Genomic DNA, 22908 nt, shown 5'->3' on the forward strand with positions numbered 1-22908 from the left:
ACGGGTGAGGGTTATTTGTGGGCGCTGCGCTGCAGCGCGCTGGCCAGCACTTCGGCGGCCGACGCCACCACGAAGGCGGCGAGCAGCTCCGGACTGCTGCTGAAATGGCTGGGGTGGGCATCCCGGCGCAGGTAGTCGAGTCCCGCCTGAAAGTGGTTGCGCACCCGGTGATGGGAACGCGTCATCGCCGTCTGGCTGAGGTCGATGTCCACGCCGGGGCCCTGGTCCACATCCAGGTCCAGGGAATAGGACGACACGGTATCGACGAATTCCGGATGCACATCCCCCAGCCGCGCATCCTCATCCACCGAGGCGGCGGTCGGCAGTCCGGACAGCACGATGGTGTCCACCAGGGCATTGAGCATGCGCAGGCATTCATCCAGCTGACCCACCTGCAGGCAGACACGCTCCATGGCCGCGGCATAGTCCGCGTCGCAGGCCAGACGCACGGGATCCACCGAAATGGCATGGTCTTTCAGCAAACTCTGAATCTTGACTGCCGTTTCAATGCGTGCCGCGAGTGTCATGACCGTGCGCCCTGGTGTTTGTTGGAATGGAAGCGGAAGGGGAATGCACGGCACTATCCGCGTGAAGCGTTTCACACCCGTTTCCGGGCCCAACCACCGCCGTTACGGGCCCCGCCGTTGCGGTCTCAGGGTTCTTCCGGAGCGCGGTGTTACACCTGCCGAAACGCTGCTGAAACGGTTGTTACCGACACTTACCCCAGCCCCCGCTCCACCCTCAGCCGACCTGCCCTCCCGACCATGCAAGCCCCTCAGACGACGTCCTGGTACCGAGCCGTGGGTCGCGCACTGTTTCGCCGTCTGGGGCTGAAGCCGCGCCCGGGCGTGGCGGTGGAAACGCGTTCGTTCGCGGCAACGCATCCGCAAACACCGGCCCTGGCCACCCCGCAGCCGACGCCGCTGGATCGTCGGGCGGTGCCCTTGCGGGTGGATGCGCTGCGGGAGGCCTTGCAGGCGCGCCCGGCGCTGCGGGAACAGCACGGCCATCTGGTGCTGCTGGAATTCGCCTGCGCCACCAGCGGGGACGATCCGTTTTCGCGCCTGCCGCCCCGCACGCTGGATGTGGCCATCCGCCAGCTGGAACAGGCGGCCCGTCAGTCTCCGACACTGGATGTGCTGCGCCTGCAGCTGGACCGCCATCTGCAGGAGCGGCGGTCGCGGGTGGAGGCGCTGCTGAGCTCGGGGGATGCGGCGCTGGCGGCGCCGACCGTGGCACCGCTGTCAGCGGAAGATCGCGCCGCGGCCATGACACCGGCCTGGCGGGATACGGTCTTCATGGACACCGAGCCGCTGGATCGCGGCCCGGACCGGGTGCAGACCGTCTGAGCCGGTGACCGCCGTCAGGCCTGCACCCGCACCGGCGTGAGCCCGTGCCGACGGTCGGGACCGGCGGCTCGCCTCACCCTCGCGTCGCCACCGGTCGATCGCCACTACCCGCCGGTCGCGATCCGCCGTTCGTAATCCGCCGCCCGCGCCATATCCGCGGCCATGCGCCAATGGTGGGCCAGCTCCACCGGCGTGGCGCCATGGCGCTCGAGCACCGCCGCCACTTCCCCGTGCATGAACTGCCGCACCGTCTCCGGCACCGATTCATACACCACCGTTTCCAGCAGCGGAAACGCAAAGCCCTTGGCATCGAACACGCCGGCCAGCAGCAGCTCGTTCCATTTTTCGGCCACCCGCCAGGAGGACAGGCCGGTGATGTCCGAGGCCATGCGCACCGAGAAACTCTCGCCGGCGACACTGGCCAGCCGCGCCACGCCCTCGGCGGTGGAACTGCAGGAGCCCAGCCGCTGCAGCAGCAGCGAACGCATCGCCGGTGTGGGCACGCCCACCAGGCTGCCCTGATCCTGACAGGCCTGCAGCAGGCCCATCAGGATGGCGGGCGTGCCGCCGCTCAGCCGGATGGCTTCTTCCACCAGTGGCTGTGGCAGCACGCTGCCGTCTTCATTCAGCATGCGCTGCACCGAGGCGTTGGTCAACGCCGCCGGCTGCACCAGCTTGAGCCGCCCGGACGCGGCCAGCTTCTCGCACAGTGCCCGCAGGCGACGACGGGCCCGCATCGGCCGGTAGGCCAGCACGAAGTCGCACCAGGGCATCAGCGCAGCGCTTTCGGTGATCAGCACCGACAGCACGTCCAGGCTTTCGTCGTCACACAGATGCAGGTCGTCGACCAGAATCGCGGTGCTGCGCTCCGGCCGGCTCAGCTCGATGATGTGGATCGCCGATTCCAGCAGCGACCGGGTGCTGGCCGGTGAGGCCAGTTCCCCGTGATGCGCCGGATCCAGCCGCTCCAGGAAGCGCTCCGCCTTGGCCAGGCTCTCCGGCAGGTGGTCGGGCTGCGACCGCAGCCGCTCCATCAGATGCAGGGTGATGCGATGCAGGCTCGCAAAGGGCCGGCTGCTGTCCTGCTCGGTGATGCGCCAGTACAGGTCGCCCCGCTCCTGCGCCACATGGCGCAGCAGGGCTGACTTGCCCATGCCGCTGGGTCCCTCCACGATCACCACCCGGCGGCGGCTGATGGCCTGGGTGATCTGTTCGATTTCGGTTTCGCGCTGGATCAGCCGGCCGGTCTGCGCCAGCTGCTGGCCCTCGGCGCGGGAACGCAGGATCTGCCGATGCAGCTCCACCGTGGTCCGGCTGGGATGGGTACCGAGCTGCTCCTGCAGTTCCTTGCGGCAGCGCTCGAACACGGCCAGCGCGGCGGACCGGTCGCCCTTGGCGACCAGCGCCTTCATCAGCTCCTGATAACCGACCTCGCTCAGCGGATTCAGGCTGATCAGCGTCTCGGCCAGCGCCATCGACTGGCTCAGGTCCACCGCTTCGCCGGCCCGCTCGAACCAGGCGATCAGGCTGCGGGTGAGCCGCTGCTCCATCTGGCCGCGGGCGGTCGCGAGCCACTGGGCGGCCTCGGTCAGGCCTTCGGGCAATTCAAGGCTGGACAGCAGCCGCAGACCGGCCGCGCCAGCGGTGAGGCAGTTCATCACCAGCGCATGGTCGGGGGCCTGGACATCCACCCGGATGTGCGGCGCCAGTTCGATCACATCCCCGGAAGTGAACAGCTTCAGGTCGAAGGTCTTCTGCGTGCGATGCAGCAGCACCCGCAGGTTGGTGCGGGCATTGCTGCCGGACTGCGGCCAGAAGAGGTCGGCCGCCCGGGTGCGGGGCATGCCGCCTTCCAGCGCGACCATCGCCAGCAGCGTCGCGACCCGGGCATCGGTGATGCGGGTGACGGTGCCGTCGTCGCAGCGGCATTCGGCTTCGCCGAGCAGCCGCAGCAGCGCACTGCGCTCGACGACGTCTTCGGACACGGGAGAGTCGTGGCTCATGTCGGATGCGATCAGATCGGGGTGGCCAGGCCTTCACGGAACAGGCGCAGCAGCGCCCGACGTGTCAGCTGATGGGTGCCGCCGCCATCGGTCTCGCCCTCGAAGAGGAAGATCTGGCCGTCTTCCGCCAGTTCGACCAGCCGCACCTCGACCCAGGTGCCGGCCAGGAACAGCTCGATCAGGTCGTCTTCCTGCAGGGCGTTGACGCAATGTTCGGCATCGGAGGTCGGCATCGCGGTGGTGAAACCGACGGTGGTCTCGTCCACCGCGGACCAGCCCTTGCCGCCCGAGGGTGCACCCCAGAAGTCCTTGCGCGGTGCTGGTGTGGGGGCAGGCGGCGGGGGCAGGGTACTGTCCAGCGCGCCGATGTCGCTGTCGGACCATTCCTCGCCTTCGCGCGAGATCATGCCGGTGCGATCGAGGATGTCGGTCAGCTCGTATTTTTCGACGCTGGGCACCGCCACGCAGGTGATGCCGCGCTCCAGCAGCTTGAGCAGCTCCACCTTTTCCTGCAGGCTGGCCGGATCGGCGGTGAGGGTGTCCCTCTGGACCGCGTGCAGCATGCGGTCCACCGCACCCCACAGCTCGGCATAGGCCGGAGACTTCGCGCCCTCGGACACCTCCACATGCGCCAGCGCTTCCGCCCAGTCCACCAGCAGGAACTGGCGCAGGCGGTAGGGAATCTCCTGGGCCGCGATGGCTGCGTTGATCCGCTCGCGATGGCGGTTGATCGACACGCTGCGGATCTGGCGCCGGCGCTCTTCCAGTCGCGCAAACTGCATCGACGCATGCCGGCGGCTTTCCACCAGCTCGGCGGGGCGCTCCTTCAGATACCGGCGGATGCGCACCAGCGCCTTGTCCAGCTCATGCGGTCGGCTGGGGTCCATCTTGAGCAGGGTCTGGATGATCTGGTCGGCGAAGAGCACGAAGTCGTCATGCACCACGCGGTCCTTCAGGCAATGCTGCAGCGCGTACTGCACCAGCGTGCCCGTGACATCCCACATTTCATGCTGGGCCGAATACAGCGACGAGGGCGTGCCGAAGGCAAAGCGCAGCACGCCCAGCTGAAGACCGCTCAGCACCCGGCGCAGTTCATGGGTCAGCCGCACGTCGCCCAGGATGTCCTCGACACTCCGGATCAGCCGGGTGAACACCACCTCGCCACCCGCCTTGGGCGAGCCGGCGCGCGGCGCCGGGCTGGCCTCGAAGGGGCGTCCATGCATCGGTTCGAGTTCCAGCGACAGCGCCGGAGCGTCCGGTGCAAGGCCGGCCAGCACATCCACCGGGATGGCATTGCGCACCGCCGACTGGCGCTGGATGGCCAGCGGCCCGACATCCGTCTGCCCGGCCATCCACTGGCCCAGCGACGCATAGACGCTGCGCGCCATCGCGGTGGTGGCGTCCAGCGACACCCGCAGGCAGGCGGCCCGCTCGTCCCGTTGCAGCCCCAGGTCTTCGGCCAGCTTCCAGATGGTGCGGGCGATGGCTTCGGGATGGAACGGGTTGCTGCGTTCGGAGAATTCCTTGATGGCGCCGGCCAGGGCACGTTCGACGGCGCGGATCTCCCATTCCGCCACCGAGAAGATGCCGGTGACCAGGCGCGAGATGCCGATGCTCTCGCTCACCACGTCGTCGTCCACCAGCTCCATTTCGCTGGGCAGCAGCGTGGTCGCGGCGCCCAGGCGGGGCTCGCTGCAGCGTTCGTTCATGCTGGACAGCAGCAGGCTGACGATGCGGTCCGGCGCGCTGTGCTGCCAGCGGTCCAGCGCCCGTTGCACATGGAAGAGCCGGTTGGCTTCGCCGACGCTGTCGGCCCGGTTCTGGGCACGTTCCAGCGCGGCACCGGTATCGCTCACCCACTGCGCAGCGGCCACCACCAGGTCGGCGCGGCAGGCATCCATCCATTCACTGGGCAGGGGCAGGGATTCCATCTTCAGCGGTCAGACTCATGGGGGCAGGGCGCCATCGCTCGCGCGGTCGCGAATTGTCTGTATCCGCTTCCTTTCGACTGTTTCGAGGCTGTCTGTTTTTGAAACAAGCTGTAGGGACTGGCGGCGGCTCGCGCCTGCGAGCCCCACCGCATCGGTGCATTGTCCCGGCATGGGCCGCATCACGCCGGTGCGTAGCCCGCCCGGGTGAGGAACCCGACACACTTTTGACCGGGCGGTGCGCGGCGATCGCACGCCCTTTTGGATCACTCTTCCCCCCCATCCGGGGGATCGCGGAAAAGGGAACTCGACTCCATCACGAACGGGGCGCGCCTCGTATTTGTTCAATATATTGAAGGCCCGTAGCATCTGTATCAGATTGCGACTGCTTACCACCCGCCGCATCGCGGCCCGCTCCACGGGCCCCGCGCCAGCCGAAGGAACGGCTGTGGGTGAGACACCAGGCAGGCATTCGTCACGACCCTCCGGGGCCTTGCATCCTTTCTGTTCTCACGCCTCACCATGAATCGTCTGTCCATCCGGCAGCAGCTGGCGCTTGCCTTTGCTGCCCTCGTCGCCATCGTTGTGTTTGTCAGTGCCTGGGGCCTGCTGGGCATCCACCAGGTGAACGATCGCTACACCGACTACCTGAACGGCGCCTCCGCGCGCCGCGAACTGGTGCTGGAAGCGCGGGTGATGACCAACCGCCGCGCCATCGGCGTGCGGGACATGGTGATCGTGCGTACCCCGGAAGATCTGGCCGTGGCCAAGACGATGGCGCTGGATGCGCACAAGGCACTGGGCGCACTGCTCGCGGACATCCAGCGTGAACTCAAGAATGACGATGTGACCGCACAGGAGCGGGAGCAGGTCGCGCAGATCCTCGAGATCGAATCCCGATACAGCCCGGTCGCCGTGCGCATCGTGGAGCTGGCCGGCTCCGGTCAGCGCGAAGAAGCGATGAACCTGATGATCAGCGACTGCCGCCCGCTGCTGGCCGCACTGCTGAAGTCACTCAAGGTCTATTCGGACTACGTCTCCGCTAAGGGGCAGACCATTGAAAAGGCCTCGATGGAGGTGGCCACGTCCCAGCGCCAGTGGATGCTGCTGTTCTGCGGCCTGGCCGTGGTGGGCGCGTCGCTGCTCGGCTGGTTCATCACCCGCCGCCTGATGACGGCCCTGGGCACCGAACCGGCCGTGCTGGGCCAGGTCGCGAGCCGGGTGGCCGCTGGCGACCTGCGTCCGGTGGACGGTGCCGCCACCGCCCCGCAAGGCAGCGTGCTGGCATCGATGGGCCGCATGCAGCAGCAGCTGCTGGACCTGATCGTGCAGGTGCGCGGCTCCGCATCGGACATCGCCACCGCCAGCGCCGAGATTGCGCAAGGCAACAACGACCTGTCGGTGCGCACCGAGCAGCAGGCCTCGACGCTGCAGGAATCGGCCTCGTCGATGGAGCAGCTCAGCGCCACGGTGCAGCAGAATGCGGACAACGCCCGTCAGGCCAACCAGCTGGCACAGGGCGCGAGCGAAGTGGCGACCAAGGGCGGTGAAGTGGTGAGCCAGGTCGTGGAAACGATGAAGGGCATCAACGACAGCAGCCGACGCATTGCCGACATCATCGGTGTCATCGACAGCATCGCCTTCCAGACCAACATCCTGGCACTCAATGCCGCAGTGGAAGCCGCCCGTGCCGGCGAGCAGGGCCGGGGCTTTGCGGTGGTGGCGTCCGAGGTGCGCAATCTGGCCGGACGATCCGCCGAGGCCGCCAAGGAAATCAAGACGCTGATCAATGCCAGCGTCGAGCGCGTGTCGGAAGGATCCACCCTGGTGGACCATGCGGGAGAAACCATGCAGAACGTAGTGGCCGCCATCCACCGCGTGACCGACATCATGGGCGAGATCACCGCCGCGAGCGTGGAGCAGAGCGCCGGCGTGACCCAGGTGGGCACTGCCGTCACCCGCATGGACCAGGCGACGCAGCAGAACGCCGCCCTGGTGGAACAGAGCGCCGCCGCCGCAGCCAGCCTGAAGCGTCAGGCCGAGCGCATGGTGGAGGCGATTGCCGTGTTTCGCACCGAGCCGGAGCGGGCCACCCGCTGACCGGCGGACCGTGCGTCAGAGGGGCCGGGTCCGGACGCTACAGCGGACGAGTCAATCAATGCGGGAGGGGCGATGCGCCTTCGGTTCGACGTGCCATGGGCCAGGACTTGCCATAAATCAATTCCGGCTCAAGTCACCAGGACGGATCGGGGGCGAGCGACATATGGTGCCGGGGACTGACTTCCCCCCGGAGCCCCCTTGGCGATCGAACTCTTCAATAACGGCAGCCATCGCTGTCTCATGTTTTCCGACTATGGCCACGAGGACGGCGTTCAGGCCAACCAGTTCCTCATCGTGGACAGCGGCACCGGCGCGCTGATCGATCCGGGCGGCAACCTGGCCTATGGTGAACTGTACCTGGGCGTCACCGCCTGCTTCCCGCCGCACAAGCTGTCGGCGATTCTGGCGTCCCATGCGGATCCGGACATCATTGCGTCCCTGGACCGGTGGATGACGGCCACCTCCGCGCCCGTCTACATCTCCCGCATCTGGGAACGCTTCATTCCCCACTTCTGCAAACCGGGCAAGACCAGTGGCCGTGTGGTGGGCGTGCCGGATCGCGGCATGCGGATTCCCGTGGGGACCTGCGAGCTGGTGGCGCTGCCGGCCCACTTCATGCATTCGGAAGGCAACTTCCAGTTCTGGGATCCGGTCAGCGGCATTTTGTTTTCCGGCGACCTGGGGGTGTCCATCGGTGTTGATCCGGGCGCAACGATCACCGAGCTGGCACCGCACATTCCGTCGATGCTGGCCTTCCACCGCCGCTACATGGTGAGTGGCAAGGTGCTGCGGCTGTGGGCGGAGATGGTGCGTTCGCTGCCCATCCGCAAGATCGTGCCGCAGCACGGCGCGCCAATGGAAGGGCCGGCGGTGCAGCAGTTCATCGACTGGATCCAGACCCTGTCCTGCGGCATCGACCTGGTGACGCAGAAGGACTATGCGGTGCCGGCTTGACCGGGCCGGGGCGCCGGCGTGCGGGCAGTGCGGGCAGTGCGGTCAGTGCGGATAGGCCATCCGCTTTTCCATCCACCGCTGCACCTGCTCGAACAGGAAGCTCAGCAGCCAGTAGATGACCGCGGCCATCAGGTAGAGCGGGAAGGGCTGGAAGGTGGTGGAGATCAGCTCCTTCGTCGCCAGCATCAGCTCGGTGACCGCAATCACCGACACCAGAGAGGTGTCCTTGATCAGGCTGATCAGGCTGTTGGACAGGCTGGGCACCGCCGCCCGCAGGGCCTGCGGCGCCACGACGTAGCGCAGCGTCTGCTGCCGGGTCAGTCCCAGGCTGGTGCCGGCGAGCCACTGGTCCCGCGAGACTGCATCGATCGCGCCGCGCAGCGTTTCGCTCATGTAGGCGGCGACGTTGAGCGTCAGGGTCAGGATGCCGGCCGACACCGGCGAGAACTCGATGCCGATACTGGGCAGGCCGTAATAGACGATGAAGACCTGCACCAGCAGCGGCGTGCCCCGCATCGCGCTGACATACACCGCGCTGATCTGCCGCAGCAGCGGCACCTGCAGCACCCGCACGAGGGCAATCAGGCCGGCCAGCGGCAGACCCAGCACCATCGAGGACAGGGCGAAGAACAGCGTGTAGCCGCTGCCCTTGAGCAGCACCGGCCAGGCCAGTGCGAACAACGACGCGAGATCCATTCGGTGCAGGTCTGAGCGGATTACTGCCCGCCGGCCAGCGGCTGGCTCACGTCACGCTCGAACCATTGCGTCGAGATCTTGGCGTAGGTGCCGTCCTTCTTCAGGTCGTCCAGGGCCTTGTCGATGGCGGCCTGGAACTTCGGATTGCCCTTACGGAACGGGATGGCGTTGCTCTCCGGCTTGCCGATGGCCGCACCGGCCTTCACCGGCAACCGGGTCTTGGCCTTGAGGTAGGGAATCAGCAGGCTGTCGTTGATGGCGGCATCGATGCGGCCGGTGGCCAGGTCCTGCAGGTATTCCGGAGCGCCCGGATAGGTGCGCACTTCCACCCCTGCGATGCCCTGGGCGAGCTTGGCGAAGTTGCTGCCCTGGCCCACGCCCACCTTCTTGCCCTTGAGGTCCGCCGCGGTGTCCAGCTTGCGTGTCTCGTTGGCACGCACGATCAGCTGCGGATAGGAGATGACGTAGGGGCTGCTGAAATCAAAGGTCTGACGGCGTTCGTCGGTGGCGGCCACCTGGTTGACGATGACGTCGTACTTGCCCGCCTGCAGGCCGGCCAGGATGGCGCTCCATTCGGTGGTGGTGAATTCCGGCTTCACCCCCAGCTTGGCGGCGATGGCCTTGCCGATGTCCACATCGAAGCCGGTCAGCTCGCCCTTCTCGTTCTTGAAGTTGAACGGTGGGTAGGTGCCCTCACAGGCAATGCGAAGCGTGCCGCGGGCCTTCACTTCGTCCAGCAGGTCTGCCGCGTGGGCGGCCGGAGCCATGGCGAGCAGCACGGCGGCAAGGCCTGGCACCAGCGCCGCCTGACGCAGGAGGCGGCGGACGGTGGCGTGCGGACGGGGGGCGGCAGCGATCTGGACGGTCATGTCGTTCCTCGGCATTCCTGGGGTCGTGAGACCCAGCATCTTGCCTCAAGGCGTTCCAACAGGAAGCTATAAGGTCATGCCCATTCTGTCGCTGCCTTCGGGGGCGCCCGTCCGCGACTCACGTTGGAGGCCGAGATCCGCTCAGGCCGCGGTTCAGCCCCGGGCCTCACATGCCCAGTTGCTTCAGCGCCGCCTGCAGACCGGTCACGCCGCCCACGCGCTGGTCGTTGATGAACACCTGCGGCATCTGGCGCACGGCCGGGCCGCACTTCGCGTAGAAAGCCAGGCGCTCGGCTTCGTCGTCGATCTTGATTTCCTCATAAGCGAGGGACCGGGACTTGAGCAGCATCTTGGCCGTGTCGCATTGGGGGCAGGCCGACTTCGAATAAACAACGATCTTGAGTTCCATGGCCGTGACTGTAGCGGCTCCGCCGGGGCGATGCCGCCGGGGGGCCGCGAGGGGGGATGCAGACCGGTGTGGCGTCCGTCGGACAGGCGCACCGGTGATACCGGAACCATCCAGGATTTGGGCGATTCGCGCGTCGGCCGATGGGGTCAGGAAGGTGTAAATCCCGTGCCCATCGGCACTATCCGACAAACGGCTGTGGTGCCGGTGCGACCGGTCTGTGCGCCGGGCGCCCGGCTGAGGTACTGTGCCGCGTCCCGCCACGACGGCGGTGCCAGAGCCGCTTTGATCCGTGCTGTTGTCGACTTTTTGAGAGCGTCCATGTCTGTTTCCTTCCTGCGTCGTACCGCCCGCCCCGTCGTTCTGAGCGTCCTGGGCCTGGCGGCATCCCTGATGGCCGTGGCGGCCCATGCGGACACCCTGTCCCGCATCCGCGAGACCAAGACGATCAACCTGGGCGTGCGTGATGCCGCGCGTCCGTTTTCCTTCCTGAACGAGGCCAAACAGCCGGTCGGTTACTCGGTCGACCTGTGCCTGGCCGCCGTGGACGAGATCAAGAAGGAACTCAAGCTGCCTGAGCTGAAGGTCAACTATGTGGTGGTGTCCGGCGCGGAGCGGATTCCCAAGCTGCAGAAGGAAGAGATCGACCTGGAGTGCGGCTCCACCACCAACACCAAGGCCCGCCAGGAGCAGGTGGCCTTCAGCTACACCATCTTCGTGGCCGGCATGAAGGTGCTGGTGCCCAAGGGCACCCGGGTGGAATCGCTGAAGGACCTCGAGGGCATGACCGTGGCCGTGAGCAAGGGCACGACCTCCGAGAAGCTGTTCACCCAGCTCAACAGCTCCGGCGAAGCGAAGATGCAGCTGGTGCAATACGCCAACAATGCGGAGGCCTTCAAGGCCCTGCGCGACGGCAAGGCCCGCGCTTTCCCCCAGGATGACGCGCTGCTGCAAGGCCTGGCCTCCAAGGAAAAGGCGCTGGATGCGCTGGGCCTGGCCAGCATGGCCTTCTCGGTGGAGCCCTACGGCATCATGATGCGCAAGGGTGAGCCGCGTCTGAGCGAAGTGGTGGACCGGACCCTGAGCCGCCTCTACAGCAGTGGCGAGGTCCAGACCATCTACAAGAAGTGGTTCGAGACGCCGGCCCTGTCGATTCCGATGAGCCGCCTGACGCGCGACAGCTTCATGCGTCCCAACAAGGAAGCCGGCGTGGCCATGTTGCTGGGCTACTCCATCTGACGGCGCGCTGCCGGGCGTGAGGCGTCACGCGGATTTGCGATGATGGGGCGGTCGCCAGAGCGGATGCCCCCTCTGGTCGTAATGAAGGATCCGTGATGCCGACTCCCGTTCCCGCCGCCTCCGCGCTATCCGCTTCCGCAGTATCCGCTTCCGCGCTCCCCGCTTCCGATCTTCCGCCTTCATCGGCCCGTGCGCGTGCCATGAAGGCAGCTTGCGACATGCTGGGCAGCGCCCTGCCGCTGATCCAGGCGCCGCTGGCCGGGGTACAGCTCTCCGCCATGGCGCTGGCCGTCTGCCGGTCCGGCGGTGTGGGATCGCTCCCTGCGGCGCTGCTGCCGCCAGACGCCTTGCAGCGGGAGCTGCAGGCACTGAGCGCCGGCACCGACCGGCCCTACAACGTCAATTTCTTCGCCCACATTCCACCGCTCGCGGATCCCGCCCGCGAGGCGCGCTGGCGGGAGCGCCTCGCGCCCTACTACACCGAGTTCGGGGTGGATCCGGCCAGCATCGTCGAGGGCGTCGGCCGCCAGCCGTTCAACCACGCGGTGGCGGATCTGGTGGAGGTCTTCAAGCCGCCCATCGTCAGTTTCCACTTCGGGCTGCCTGCGCCGGACCTGCTGGCGCGGGTCCGGTCCTGGGGTAGCCGTGTGCTCTCGACCGCCACCACGTTGGAAGAGGCCCGCTGGCTGGAAGCTCACGGGGTGGACGGCATCATCGCGCAGGGCTGGGAAGCGGGCGGCCATCGCGGCCATTTCCTCAGCGCCGACCTCACCCGGCAGACCGGACTGATGGCGCTGCTGCCGCAAGTCGTGCGGGCAGTGAAGGTGCCGGTCATCGCCACCGGTGGCATCACCGACGCGGCGAGTGTCCGCGCGGCCCTGGCCCTGGGCGCGGGGGCGGTGCAGGTGGGCACGGCCTTCATGCTCTGCGAAGAAGCGATCACCTCCGCGCCGCACCGGCAGGCCTTGCGACAGCCTGACCTGCATCACACGGCGGTGACCAACCTGATGACCGGACGGCCGGCGCGCGGCATCGTCAACCGGCTGATGCGAGAAGTCGGGCCGATCAACGAGCTGGCCCCGGCCTTCCCGCTGGCGGTCAGCGCGCTGGCCCCGTTGCGGGCCAAGGCCGAGGCTTTGGGAAGCGGAGACTTTTCCCCGCTGTGGTCGGGGCAGAACTTCAGCGGGCTGAAGGAAGTGCCGGCGGCCGCCCTCGTGGCGGAACTGGCGCAAGGCTTCGCGGACTGATCAGCCAGGGGCGCGGCACCCTGCGGCGGACGGGTTCGCTCCTCAGGGAAGGGCGTGCCCCCGCGCCGCCTCATACAGCGCATACCACTCGCCGCGGGTCAGGGTGAGGCGCAAGGCGTCGGCGCAGGCGCGGATGCGCGCCGGATGGCTGCTGCCGATCACCGGCTGGATGCGCGCCGGGTGCCGCATCAGCCAGGCGAGCAACACGCCTTCGGTCGAGACGCCATGGCGCTCGGCCACGGTGTGCACCAGGCGACGGGCAGCCTCGTCGGCGGGATCCCTGGCGGTCTCACCGCTGAAGCGCCCCCGCGCCAGCGAGGCCCAGGCCTGCACCTGGATGCCGTGCTGCTGGCAGTGCTCCAGCGTGCCGGCCCAGGCCAGCGCGCCGGGGCGCGTGCCGGCCTGGACATCGTTGAAGGTGGTGCCGGACTCGATCGGCTCCAGGTGCCCCAGACCGATCTCGAACTGGTTGACCACCAGGGGCTGGTCCAGCGAACGGCTGAGCCAGGCCATCTGGCCGGCATTCATGTTGGACACGCCGAAGTGGCGCACCTTGCCCTGCTCGCGCAGCTGACGGAAGGCCAGGGCGATCTCCTCCGGCTCCCACAGCGGATCCGGACGGTGCAGCAGCAGGATGTCCAGACGCTCGGTGCCCAGCCGACGCAGGCTTGCTTCGGTCGCCGCCACGATGTACTCGCGGGAGAGGTCGAAACGCTTGGGGCCTTCCTCATCTTCAAAGCGGATGCCGCATTTGCTCTGCAGCACCACCCGGTCGCGCAGCGAGGGTTGGCGGCGCATCAGTTCGCCGAAGACCGACTCGGCCTTGCCGCGGGTGTAGATGTCCGCGTGGTCAAAGAGGGTGACGCCGATGTCCAGCGCGGCTTCCACCGCCGCATGCGCGTGGGCGACATGCGCTTCGGTGTAGGGCGTGTCATCCCAGGTGCCGCCCAGGCCCATGCAGCCAAAGGCCAGCGCACTGGTGGAAGGAAGATGCTGTTGCAGAGGAAGGGACGGGAGGGCCATGGCTATCTCGGTCGGTCGGTCGGTCGGTCGGGTCCGTCGGCGCGGTCCGGGCTCGGGTTGTTCAGCACGATCCAGGTCGGGCGGCGAGCTGCATTGTGGCCGAGGTGGCAGGCCGCTTGCCCCGACCCTTGCATGCGAAAGCGTCGAGCGACCGAACGCCCCACCCTGGCGGATGTGGCGGCCCAGGCCAGGGTATCGGCCATTACCGTATCCCGTTATTTCAATGCGCCCGCGCGGGTGGGGGCCGATGCCCGGCAACGGATCAAGGCGGCCGTCGAGGCGCTGAACTATGTGCCCAATCTAGCGGCGGGCGGCCTGGCCTCTGCCCACAACAAGGTGGTGGCGATGGTGGTGCCCAACATCTCGGGGCCGATCTTTGCGCAGACGCTGCAATCGCTCTCCGATGGTCTTTCGGAGGCTGGTTATCAGTTGTTGCTGGCTTCCAGCTACTTTTCGCTGGAGGCGGAAGAGCGCGCCGTTCGCGCCTTCCTGGGCTGGCAGCCGGCGGCGCTGGTGCTGACCAGCCGGCACCACAGCGCCGGCACCGAACGGCTGATCGAGTCGGCCGGGGTTCCGGTGATGGAGACCTGGGACCTGGCGCAGCGGCGTACGCCTTTTCAAATCGGCTTTTCGCATCGGCAGGTGGGACGCGACGGCGTGCAGTACCTCCAGGAGCGCGGCTATCAGCGCATTGCCTTTGTGCATAACAGCGCTGCAGGCGATCTCAGCGCCAGGGAACGATGCGAAGGTTATGCCGACGCACTCAAAGCGGCTGGACGCACGCCGTTCTTCGTGACGCCCACCGAGCCGGACCCCCTGGCAGCCGGGGCGCAGGCCCTGACGCTGCTGCTCGAACAGCAGCCACGGCCTGATGCCGCCTTCTTTGCCAACGACAATCTCGCTTGTGGCGCCCTGCTCGCCGCCCAGCGACAGGGGCTGCGGGTGCCCGCGGAACTCGCGCTGTTCGGCTTCGGTGATTACGCCTTTGCCGACAAGCTGCTGCCGAGCCTCAGCACCATCCGGCCGCCTGCGCGGGAGATCGGCCATTGCGCAGCCCGGCACATCCTGACGCTCGCTGAAGGAGGGGAGCCGCCGCGACTCACTGCATTGGCCTGCGAGGTGATTGCGCGGGAGAGTGCGTGAAGAAGCGTCGGACGCAACCTCTGACGATTGCTGCGGTGCATCACGCAATTTGTTTGCGGTTTTTCATACTCCATTTCCCGGTCGAGGTGTACAACCCACTCGGGGGTCCTCCATGGCAGGGGAGCGCAGTACGACGCGCTGGACGGCTTGGACTGCACAGGACTGGGTTCGACCCATTCGACTGCATGGAACGCCCCCAGATGCCCGCATGACCACCCTCATTGCCGGCAGGCGGAATGCATTGACCGTCTGTGGCCGTTGTGTATGCAGCAGACTTCTCCACCTCGTCAGCACAAAGGCCGCATCTACCTGCTTGCGGCTCACGGCACCGGACCGTTCCAGGGGCGATTCATGCTCCGCGGACAGGGCGACAGCCATATGGATGCCAGCCGCTGGCATGAACTGGACGACGACTGGCCCAGCGAGGAAGAAGCCCTCTCCCATGCGGATAAGGTGGCGCGGCAATACATCACCACTTTTGCGGATCAGGCCTGAGCGTTCCTTGCACTTCGCTCAATTCCTGAGCGGCACGCGTGGTCTTCCATTGCCGCCAGGTCGCATCAATGCGGCAATCCCACCAGCCACCGTACGCATGACGGCTGCGGCCCTCGGGGAGGCAGGCATTCGCTTTGCCGCGATGTCCCACCCCCCGGCGGCTGCCGAGTTGTTCGGGCAGAGACCCGGCGTCCGTCTGAGATGGGGGCAAGGGAGAACTACATGCCAAGACTGTCCGACCTCAACATCGGTACGCGGTTGTCTGCCGCCTTCGCCGTGGTGTTGATCCTGCTGCTGCTGGTTCTCGCAGTGGCCTTCTCGGTGCTCACGCGCATCAGCCAGACGATGAACCAGCTGGTGGAGGACCGCTACGCGCAGATCGCCGTCAGCGACGACATCAAGAATGTCGGTGACCAGGGGGTGATCGTCATTGGTCGTCTTCTGCTGAGCAGCGATCCGGCGCAGAGCAAGCGCTACATGGACGATTACGCCAAGGTGCGTGCCGCCAATACCGAGAACTTTGCCAGGTTCGAGAAGATGCTCAATACCGACGAGGGCAAGGCGATCTTTGCCGAGCAGTCGGTGGCACGCAAGGAGTACGGCGCCGCCGTGCGCAAGCTCTTTGACCTGGTGGCCGCCGGTCAGCGAGAGCAGGCCATGACCGTCTATCAAGGCGAGATGGCGCAGCAGCAGGAGCGCTATTACGCCCTGATCGACAAGATGGTGGACTATCAGGCCCAAGCCATGCAGACCGATGTGACACGCGCCAATGAAGATGCGCGTCGCTCCAAGCTGCTGATGGGTGCGGTGGCGATCGTTGCGGTGCTGCTGGGAGTGATGACCGCTTTCAGCATCACTCGCTCGGTGACCACCCGCATCCATGGCGCCATCAGTCTGGCGGAAGATGTGGCCAAGGGCGACCTGACCTATCACCCGGTGGCGCAGAGCCGGGATGAAGTGGGCCGGTTGGTCGCAGCCCTTCAGCACATGGTGAGCAGCCTGCACCGGATCGTCTCGGATGTCCGTCGCGGTGCGGTGACCATTTCCGCGGCGGCGCATGAAGTGGCGCAGGGTAATGCGGATCTGTCCGCCCGCACCGAGGCGCAGGCCAGCGCCTTGCAGCAGACGGCCTCCGCCATGGAACAACTGACGGCGGCGGTACGCATGAGTGCCGACAATGCCAATCAGGCCAGCGCCACCGCGGTCTCCGCCTCTGAAGTGGCCAGCCAGGGCGGCACCGCTGTCGGCGAAGTCGTCAGCACGATGAATTCGATTTCCGCATCGTCCCAGCGGATTGGAGAAATCATCGGCGTCATCGACGGCATTGCCTTCCAGACCAACATCCTCGCGCTGAATGCCGCCGTGGAAGCGGCGCGGGCCGGAGAGCACGGTCGCGGCTTTGCAGTGGTGGCGTCAGAGGTGCGGGCACTGGCGCAGCGCTCGGCGGGTGCAGCCAAGGAAATCAAGTCGCTGATCGACGCCTCCACGCAGCAGGTCAGTGCCGGCAGCCGCCTGGTCACCCATGCGGGCAACACCATGCAGCAGGTGGTGAGCGGCATCCAGCAGGTCAGCGGCGTGGTGGCGGAGATCAGCGCTTCCAGCCGGGAACAGAGCCTGGGCATTGAACAGGTCAATGCGGCCATCATGCAGATGGACGACACCACTCAGAAAAACGCCGCCATGGTGGAACAGAGCACCGCCGCCGCACGCGCCTTGCAGGATCAGGCCGCGCAGCTCAATGAAGCGGTGAAGACGTTTGTGCTGTGATATGAACGACATCCATCGGCCTGCGGGCATCCAGGGCCCGCAACCTTCCCGTCTCCGTCCCGAGGTGCTGGCGTTCATTGATGCGCATCGCCGGCTGGGCGATCGTTGCGCCGCCATCGATCCCCTCCTGCTGAGCCGTCCGGCGGATCTGGCTGCACTGGCGCCGCAGGCGTTCGGGCTGCATCCATCCGACTGGCTCAATGCGGCCGGTGCTCCGCTGTGGAGCGCACGCACGGTCGCCGACCTCGACCGTTGCCTCAAGTCCATTTATTGCGGCACGCTGGCGCTGGACGCCTCCGCGGTGAGGGATGACGAGCGTCGCGAGTGGCTCTACCAGCGGATGGAATCTGCGCCTCCGACCCCCCAGGGCCACCAGGAGCGGCTGGCGCTCCTGGAACACCTCATCCGCGCGCAGACCTGGGAAGAGCATGTGGCGCTGCACTTCCCGCACGGCAAGCGCTTCTCGCTGGAGGGATGTGAAGCGCTGATTCCGCTGCTGCATGCCGTCTGCGAATCAGCCGCCGGCCATGGCGCGGAGCGCATCCTCATGGGCATGCCGCACCGCGGGCGGGTCAATGTGATGATCAACCTGCTGGGCCTGCCGCCGGCGCAGGTGCTGGACTTCTTCGATGCCCAATCGCCGCATCCCGAGCGCCACACCGATCTGGTCTACCACCTCGGTGGCGAGCGGATGCTGGAGACGCCGCAGGGCCGGGTGCATCTGACGCTGGCCCACAACCCGTCGCATCTGCAGAGCGTGCATCCGGTGCTGCTCGGCATGGCGCGGGCGCAGCAGGACGCGCTGGGTCCGTCGGGCTCCACCCGGGTGCTGCCGCTGATGCTGCATGGCGACGCCGCCTTTGCCGGGCAGGGCGTTGTGATGGAGAGCCTGATGCTGGGCGGCAAGCCCGGCTACCGCGTGGGCGGTACGGTGCATGTGATCATCAACAATCAGGTGGGTTTCACCGAGCCCAATCCGATGTGCCGCTGGCCTCCGCAGGCCTGCACCGACGTCACCCGCATGGTCGATGCGCCGGTGCTGCGGGTGAATGCGGACGATCCGGAGCAGGCGCTGCGGGCCGCGCAAATCGCCATCGAGTGGCGCGCCCGCTTCCATTCGGACGTGGTCATCGACCTGATCGGCTACCGGCGGCTGGGGCATTCGGAAAGCGATGTGCCGGCGTTGACCCGCCCCCGCATCCACGCTCTGACGCAGCGTCACAGCAGCGTGGCCGACCGTTATGCCGCGCGCCTGAAGGCCGAAGGCATTGCGGCCGGGGAAGATATGGACAGCCACATCGCGCGGCGACGGTGGAAGGCGCATCAGGCGTTTTCCGATCCGCTTCTGCCGGACTGGCAGCCGCCGGCGCCGGTGCCCAACGCCGCCATGTCGGCGCCGCCGGTCAGTGCGGACCTCCTGCGCGGCCTGGTCGCCACCATGACGCGCCTGCCGGAAGGCTTTCAGCCGCATGTGATCGTGCAGACGCTGATCGAGCACTGGCACCGCGCGGTTTCCGCCGACGACGAGGCGCCGAATGCTGACTGGGCCCTGTGCGAAGCACTGGCCTGCGCCACGCTGCTGTCCGAGGGCGTGCCCATCCGCATTTCCGGCATGGATGTGCGTCGGGGCACCTTCCTGCATCGGCAGGCGGTGTGGGTGTCGCAGGACGAGTCCCAGCCACCGCAGGAAGTGGTGCCGCTGCAGCAGCTCGGCGACGGTGCTGCGCCGTTCGAGATCTACAACTCACCGCTGTCGGAAGAGGCGGTGCTGGGTTTCGAATACGGCTACAGCGTGCAGCGGCCCGAAGGACTGACCGTCTGGGAGGCGCAGTTTGGTGACTTCGTCAATGGCGCCCAGGTGTTCCTGGATCAATACATCAGCTCGGGCGAAGACAAATGGGGCTACAGATCGGCCCTTGCGCTGCTGCTGCCGCATGGCCATGAGGGGGTGGGCCCGGATCATTCCAGCGCCTACCTCAGCCGTTTCCTGCTGCTCTGCGGCGGCGACAACCTGCGCGTGGCCATGCCGTCCACCGCGGCGCAATGGTTCCATCTGCTTCGGCAGCAGGGTCGCTCGCCCCATCGCAAGCCGCTGGTGGTGATGACGCCCAAGGCCACGCTCTACCAGACGAAGGCGTCCCATGCTTCTCTGGCACAGCTGGTGCATGGACGGTTCGAGCCGGTGCTGGATGACGCGCGGGTGGAGAACGCGGCGCAGGTGGAACGTCTGCTGCTGTGCAGCGGCAAGATCTTCCACGACCTGGATGCCGCACGCCAGGCGGTCACCCGCGCGGACCTGGCGGTGCTCCGGCTGGAATGCCTCTATCCCTTCCCGTCCGAGGCACTTGCCGGGGTGCTGGCCCGTTATCCGTCCGCGGTGGAGCTGACCTGGGTCCAGGAAGAGCACCGCAACCAGGGCGCCTGGAGCTTTGTGCGGGAGCAGCTCGAGCCTCTGCTGCCGCCCCGGGTCCGGCTGCGGTGCGTGGCGCGGCCGACCACGGCCTCGGGCGCCACGTCCTCCCACGCCGTCCACCGGCAGGAGCAGGCCGCGCTGGTGGCGCAGGCCCTGGGCGAGTCGGGTTATTGACCCAGCGAAGTGAAGCGGCGCTCGGACGAGGGACTGCCATGCCCCTGGCCTTGCGGACGGCCGGTCTGCAGCGTCTCGATGGCATGGCAGGCCGCTTCGGTGGCATAGGTGAGGGCCTCGTTTTCGGTGGCCCAGAGGGTGTCCAGCGACGGATGCAGGCTGTCGGCGTCGCCGATGGTGCCGACGTCCAGCAGGCGGAAGCGTCCGTGCCAGCCATCCTGTCCGGCGGGCACGGCCTCCACCACATAGCTGGTGCCACGATAGATCTGTTCCTGCGCCATGGCGGGTCTCCTTGCATGAGGGGGAACCGGTAGATGGCAAGAGCGGCGCCTGCCAGGTGGCCGACACGAAATCTTTGCGGCAGGACGCGCCCGGTTTCCCTCCCACCGGAGGCCGTTCGGGCACAACGGCCTGGGTGCGCCGCCTGCCAGAGACGGCCCATCGTTCCCCCTTTTCTGAAAGGAATCTTCATGAGCAGTCTGATCCGCATCGCCGTCCTGACCGGCGTGGCCGCCCTGGGCTATTACGCCGCACGCGGCGCCCGCAGCTCCCTGAACGCCGGCTGGCAGCGCCATGGCGGTGAGCCCGCCATGCCTCTGGGCGACGGCATGGCCGCCACGCCGCCGACTGGTGGCGTGGCCAAGGCTTCCAGTGCCCTCAACCCGGGCGAAGCCCTGAACCAGCAGAGCCGTCCGGCTGCCGGCTTCCCCAGCCGTGACTCCAACGACGGCAAGGGCGTGGCCCCGGGGCTGGGGGACTACGCGCGCGGCGCCTGACCCTGCTCGGCTAAGATCGGCGCGTCTGCCCCTCTACGACGCGCCTATCTTGGATGCCCTGATTGCCCAGCTGTCTGCCACGGTCCCCAAGGCCCGCAGCCTTGAACAGCTCACACGCCCCCTGCTGGACATGCTGGGCACCATCACCGGCCTGGAATCGACCTATCTGACCGCCGTGGACGAAGCCGCGGGCCGTCAGCGGGTGCTGATGGCGCGCAATGTGGGCGCGATGCAGGTGCCGGAAGGCCTGGTGGTGGACTGGGAAGACACCCTTTGCCGCCGCGCCCTGGAAGAAGACCGACGGGTGACGCTGGATGTGCCGCAGCGCTGGCCGGACAGCCAGGCCGCACAGCGCCTCGGCATTCAAACCTATGTGAGCACACCGGTGCGCAGCGACGACGGCGCCCTGCTGGGGACCCTGTGTGGCGCCAGTGCGCGGGTGCAGCCCGTCAGCGAGGGTGCGCTGGCGGCCCTGTCGCTGTTTTCGTCGCTGGTGGGGCAGTTCATTGCGCGTGAGCGTCTGGTGGAAGAACTTCGCGCGGCCAATGAGCAGCTCGCCACCTTCGCACTGACCGATTCACTCACCGGACTGCCCAACCGCCGGGCGCTGTTTGACGAGCTGCAGCGGCTGATTCAGCGCGCCAGCCGCGACGGCACCTGTGTGCTGGTGGGATGCGTCGATCTGGACGGATTCAAGGCCATCAACGACCGGCTCGGCCATCAGCTCGGCGACCAGTTCCTGCGGGAAGTGGCTCAGCGCCTGTCTCTGGAAATGCGCGGCTCCGACATGCTGGCCCGCATGGGCGGCGACGAGTTCGTGGTGGTCGGCCCCGGTGTCGATCTGCGCGGGCGTCCGGTGACGACACAGGCGGGCGGCGTGATCGACCATCCGGACGCGCTGCAGGCGGCTGCCACGCTGCAGCAGCGCGCGACGCTGGCAACGGTCGGTCGCTTCGACCTGGACGGGCATCCGGTGCAGTACGCCGGTGCCAGCGTCGGGGTGGTGGCGCTGAACCCGGTCGGGCTGACGGCAGAAGAAGCGCTGCAGCGGGCCGATGCGCGCATGTATGAGGTCAAGCGAGCCCGGCAGCAGCAGCGCTTGTCGGCCACCGAAACCACGGCTTGATCCCTCAGGCGCGCCGCAGCTTCGGCTCGTGAATCGGGCAGCGGTTGAAGCCGCCGCGGAACTGCCGGGACGCGGCCAGCACCACCTTGCGGGCGCGGTTGAGCGCGCCCAGTGGCCGATGCGCAGCGATGGCGTGCCAGGGGTCGAAGGCGATCTCATCTTCCTCGACCTGACTGCGGCCCTGCAGCCAGCTTTGCTGGGCTGGCACTTCCAGCGTCGCCACTGGCACAAACGGGCTGAGATCTTCGGGCCACGGCACCGAAGCGTCTTCGATCGGCATCCGCTCGGGATCGGTGCACAGCTGCACGCGCAGCTCCCAGGTGGCCGGTGCGCCACCGCCGTCGTGGAAGAACGCCGAAATCGCATGGCGCTGCGCATCTTCGTCGTCGCTCGAGAGCTTCTGCCCGGTGAGCGCCGTCAGCGAAGCTGAGGCCGGCGCAAGGGCGAACTTGGCGATGTAGGGGCCGTACAGGAACGGCGTCTGAGCATAGAAGGTGTCGCCGAGCGGATGGGTGGCAGGCTCGCCGCCCAGGGTCTTGAGCGTTTCGCTTTCTCCGCCGAAGGCTTCAACGACTGCTTCTGCAGCGCGCAGCACGGACGACAGCATTTCCTTGGCTTCCGGCGCCTTCTCGGTCGTCGCCGCCAGCAGCCTGGCGTCGGACAGGAACTCCTTCGGACCCGGACGGGTGAAAGCGGGCGCATTCACCATCAGGAAGTCCTGGGTGTCATGGTCCCGCGATTCAGGGACCCGCTCGCCCGGGACCCGCATCAGCTTGAGCGCCACCGCGCGCGGCGTGGAGACCTGATCGGACAATTGTTCTGCCGGCGGGGAAGAGATGCGCATCATCGCGTTGTACTGGCCGGGCTGCGAAAACAGCCCCTGCGCATAGACCGGCGGCAGTCCACCCAGCACGTTCAGTTTGCCGCGCAGCAAGGCATGACCCTTGGCGTGCACGGCGCGGAATGCATGACCTTCGTACTCCGCCACGGTGTGCGCCATGCCGAGGAACACGTCGACCAGTTCGGCGATGGTGGCAATCTCGTCCGGCGCGGGCTGCTCCATTTCTGGCGTGAAGACAACCGGCTGGATGTCGGTCAATGGACTCATTCGAAGGCTCCAAGGAATGCTGAGCGGAGCGCGGCAAGGTGCATGCCCGATGGCATCGGGGTTTGCGGCGATCACGTGCTGGCGGACGAGAC

20 protein-coding genes are annotated in these 22908 nt (G+C 67.1%); 11 read left to right on the forward strand and 9 right to left on the reverse strand.

What is annotated here, in order from left to right; all coding sequences use genetic code 11:
- Positions 1 to 11: 11 nt before the first annotated feature.
- Entirely contained in the window at positions 12 to 482 is a 471-nt protein-coding gene (locus FHS28_RS14485) for a hypothetical protein (RefSeq protein WP_184294895.1), read from the reverse strand.
- Positions 483 to 764: 282 nt separating this feature from the next.
- Between FHS28_RS14485 and FHS28_RS14490 the strand changes: the two genes are divergently transcribed.
- On the forward strand, positions 765 to 1349 hold the full coding sequence (locus tag FHS28_RS14490) for a hypothetical protein (protein ID WP_184294898.1): 585 nt from the start codon (positions 765 to 767) through the stop codon (positions 1347 to 1349).
- Positions 1350 to 1453: 104 nt separating this feature from the next.
- Here FHS28_RS14490 and FHS28_RS14495 read toward each other — a convergent pair whose 3' ends face one another.
- Together FHS28_RS14495 and FHS28_RS14500 are read right to left on the reverse strand one after the other, a co-directional pair.
- Positions 1454 to 3352: an ATP-binding protein gene (locus FHS28_RS14495; protein ID WP_088451693.1), complete on the reverse strand. Its 1899-nt coding sequence runs from the start codon at positions 3350 to 3352 to the stop codon at positions 1454 to 1456.
- Between the two features lie 11 nt (positions 3353 to 3363).
- Positions 3364 to 5283, reverse strand: coding sequence for a DUF1631 family protein (locus FHS28_RS14500; protein ID WP_088451695.1), 1920 nt, complete (start codon positions 5281 to 5283; stop codon positions 3364 to 3366).
- 519 nt (positions 5284 to 5802) lie between these two features.
- Here FHS28_RS14500 and FHS28_RS24645 point away from each other — a divergent pair.
- Positions 5803 to 7380 carry a methyl-accepting chemotaxis protein gene (locus FHS28_RS24645; RefSeq protein WP_221193986.1) on the forward strand — a complete coding sequence of 526 codons (1578 nt, stop codon included), beginning with the start codon at positions 5803 to 5805 and terminating at the stop codon, positions 7378 to 7380.
- 198 nt (positions 7381 to 7578) lie between these two features.
- A complete protein-coding gene (locus FHS28_RS14510) occupies positions 7579 to 8334 on the forward strand; it encodes an oxygen-binding di-iron domain-containing protein (protein ID WP_184294901.1) in 756 nt (251 codons plus the stop codon).
- Positions 8335 to 8376: 42 nt separating this feature from the next.
- Here the strand turns inward: FHS28_RS14510 and FHS28_RS14515 are convergent, their stop codons facing one another.
- From FHS28_RS14515 to FHS28_RS14525, 3 genes are all read right to left on the reverse strand, one after another.
- The gene (locus FHS28_RS14515) at positions 8377 to 9030 is read right to left on the reverse strand and encodes an amino acid ABC transporter permease (protein WP_088451699.1); all 654 of its coding nucleotides are present in this window, start codon (positions 9028 to 9030) and stop codon (positions 8377 to 8379) included.
- A gap of 20 nt (positions 9031 to 9050) precedes the next feature.
- Positions 9051 to 9797, reverse strand: a complete 747-nt coding sequence (locus FHS28_RS14520) for a transporter substrate-binding domain-containing protein (protein WP_221194018.1) — start codon at positions 9795 to 9797, stop codon at positions 9051 to 9053.
- A gap of 268 nt (positions 9798 to 10065) precedes the next feature.
- Complete coding sequence (locus FHS28_RS14525; protein ID WP_088451703.1) at positions 10066 to 10308, reverse strand: glutaredoxin domain-containing protein; 243 nt, start codon at positions 10306 to 10308, stop codon at positions 10066 to 10068.
- 318 nt (positions 10309 to 10626) lie between these two features.
- Between FHS28_RS14525 and FHS28_RS14530 the strand changes: the two genes are divergently transcribed.
- Together FHS28_RS14530 and FHS28_RS14535 are read left to right on the forward strand one after the other, a co-directional pair.
- Positions 10627 to 11544, forward strand: coding sequence for an amino acid ABC transporter substrate-binding protein (locus FHS28_RS14530; protein ID WP_184294905.1), 918 nt, complete (start codon positions 10627 to 10629; stop codon positions 11542 to 11544).
- A gap of 200 nt (positions 11545 to 11744) precedes the next feature.
- Positions 11745 to 12791, forward strand: coding sequence for an NAD(P)H-dependent flavin oxidoreductase (locus FHS28_RS14535; RefSeq protein ID WP_088451705.1), 1047 nt, complete (start codon positions 11745 to 11747; stop codon positions 12789 to 12791).
- Positions 12792 to 12833: 42 nt separating this feature from the next.
- On the opposite strand, the gene FHS28_RS14540 is transcribed toward FHS28_RS14535, so the two are convergent.
- On the reverse strand, positions 12834 to 13814 hold the full coding sequence (locus FHS28_RS14540; protein WP_088451707.1) for an aldo/keto reductase: 981 nt from the start codon (positions 13812 to 13814) through the stop codon (positions 12834 to 12836).
- 132 nt (positions 13815 to 13946) lie between these two features.
- On the opposite strand from FHS28_RS14540, the gene FHS28_RS14545 reads away from it, so the two are divergent.
- The 4 genes from FHS28_RS14545 to FHS28_RS14560 all read left to right on the forward strand — a co-directional run bounded on the left by FHS28_RS14545 (position 13947) and on the right by FHS28_RS14560 (position 19806).
- Positions 13947 to 14957 carry a LacI family DNA-binding transcriptional regulator gene (locus FHS28_RS14545; protein WP_088451709.1) on the forward strand — a complete coding sequence of 337 codons (1011 nt, stop codon included), beginning with the start codon at positions 13947 to 13949 and terminating at the stop codon, positions 14955 to 14957.
- A 264-nt stretch (positions 14958 to 15221) separates the two neighbouring features.
- Complete coding sequence (locus FHS28_RS14550) at positions 15222 to 15452, forward strand: hypothetical protein (protein ID WP_184294908.1); 231 nt, start codon at positions 15222 to 15224, stop codon at positions 15450 to 15452.
- A gap of 222 nt (positions 15453 to 15674) precedes the next feature.
- On the forward strand, positions 15675 to 17219 hold the full coding sequence (locus FHS28_RS14555; RefSeq protein ID WP_088451711.1) for a methyl-accepting chemotaxis protein: 1545 nt from the start codon (positions 15675 to 15677) through the stop codon (positions 17217 to 17219).
- A gap of 1 nt (position 17220) precedes the next feature.
- Entirely contained in the window at positions 17221 to 19806 is a 2586-nt protein-coding gene (locus FHS28_RS14560; protein ID WP_088451713.1) for a 2-oxoglutarate dehydrogenase E1 component, read from the forward strand.
- On the opposite strand, the gene FHS28_RS14565 is transcribed toward FHS28_RS14560, so the two are convergent.
- The gene (locus tag FHS28_RS14565) at positions 19800 to 20087 is read right to left on the reverse strand and encodes a hypothetical protein (protein ID WP_088451715.1); all 288 of its coding nucleotides are present in this window, start codon (positions 20085 to 20087) and stop codon (positions 19800 to 19802) included. The genes FHS28_RS14560 and FHS28_RS14565 overlap by 7 nt on opposite strands.
- Positions 20088 to 20276: 189 nt before the next feature.
- Between FHS28_RS14565 and FHS28_RS14570 the strand changes: the two genes are divergently transcribed.
- Together FHS28_RS14570 and FHS28_RS24650 are read left to right on the forward strand one after the other, a co-directional pair.
- Positions 20277 to 20582, forward strand: a complete 306-nt coding sequence (locus tag FHS28_RS14570; protein ID WP_088451717.1) for a hypothetical protein — start codon at positions 20277 to 20279, stop codon at positions 20580 to 20582.
- A 49-nt stretch (positions 20583 to 20631) separates the two neighbouring features.
- Entirely contained in the window at positions 20632 to 21708 is a 1077-nt protein-coding gene (locus tag FHS28_RS24650) for a sensor domain-containing diguanylate cyclase (protein WP_088451719.1), read from the forward strand.
- 4 nt (positions 21709 to 21712) lie between these two features.
- Here the strand turns inward: FHS28_RS24650 and FHS28_RS14580 are convergent, their stop codons facing one another.
- Positions 21713 to 22816: a catalase family protein gene (locus tag FHS28_RS14580; protein ID WP_088451721.1), complete on the reverse strand. Its 1104-nt coding sequence runs from the start codon at positions 22814 to 22816 to the stop codon at positions 21713 to 21715.
- Positions 22817 to 22908: the final 92 nt, after the last annotated feature.

The sequence above is a fragment of the Roseateles terrae genome (assembly GCF_014192155.1).
GTDB classification, from domain to species: Bacteria; Pseudomonadota; Gammaproteobacteria; order Burkholderiales; family Burkholderiaceae_C; genus Roseateles; species Roseateles terrae.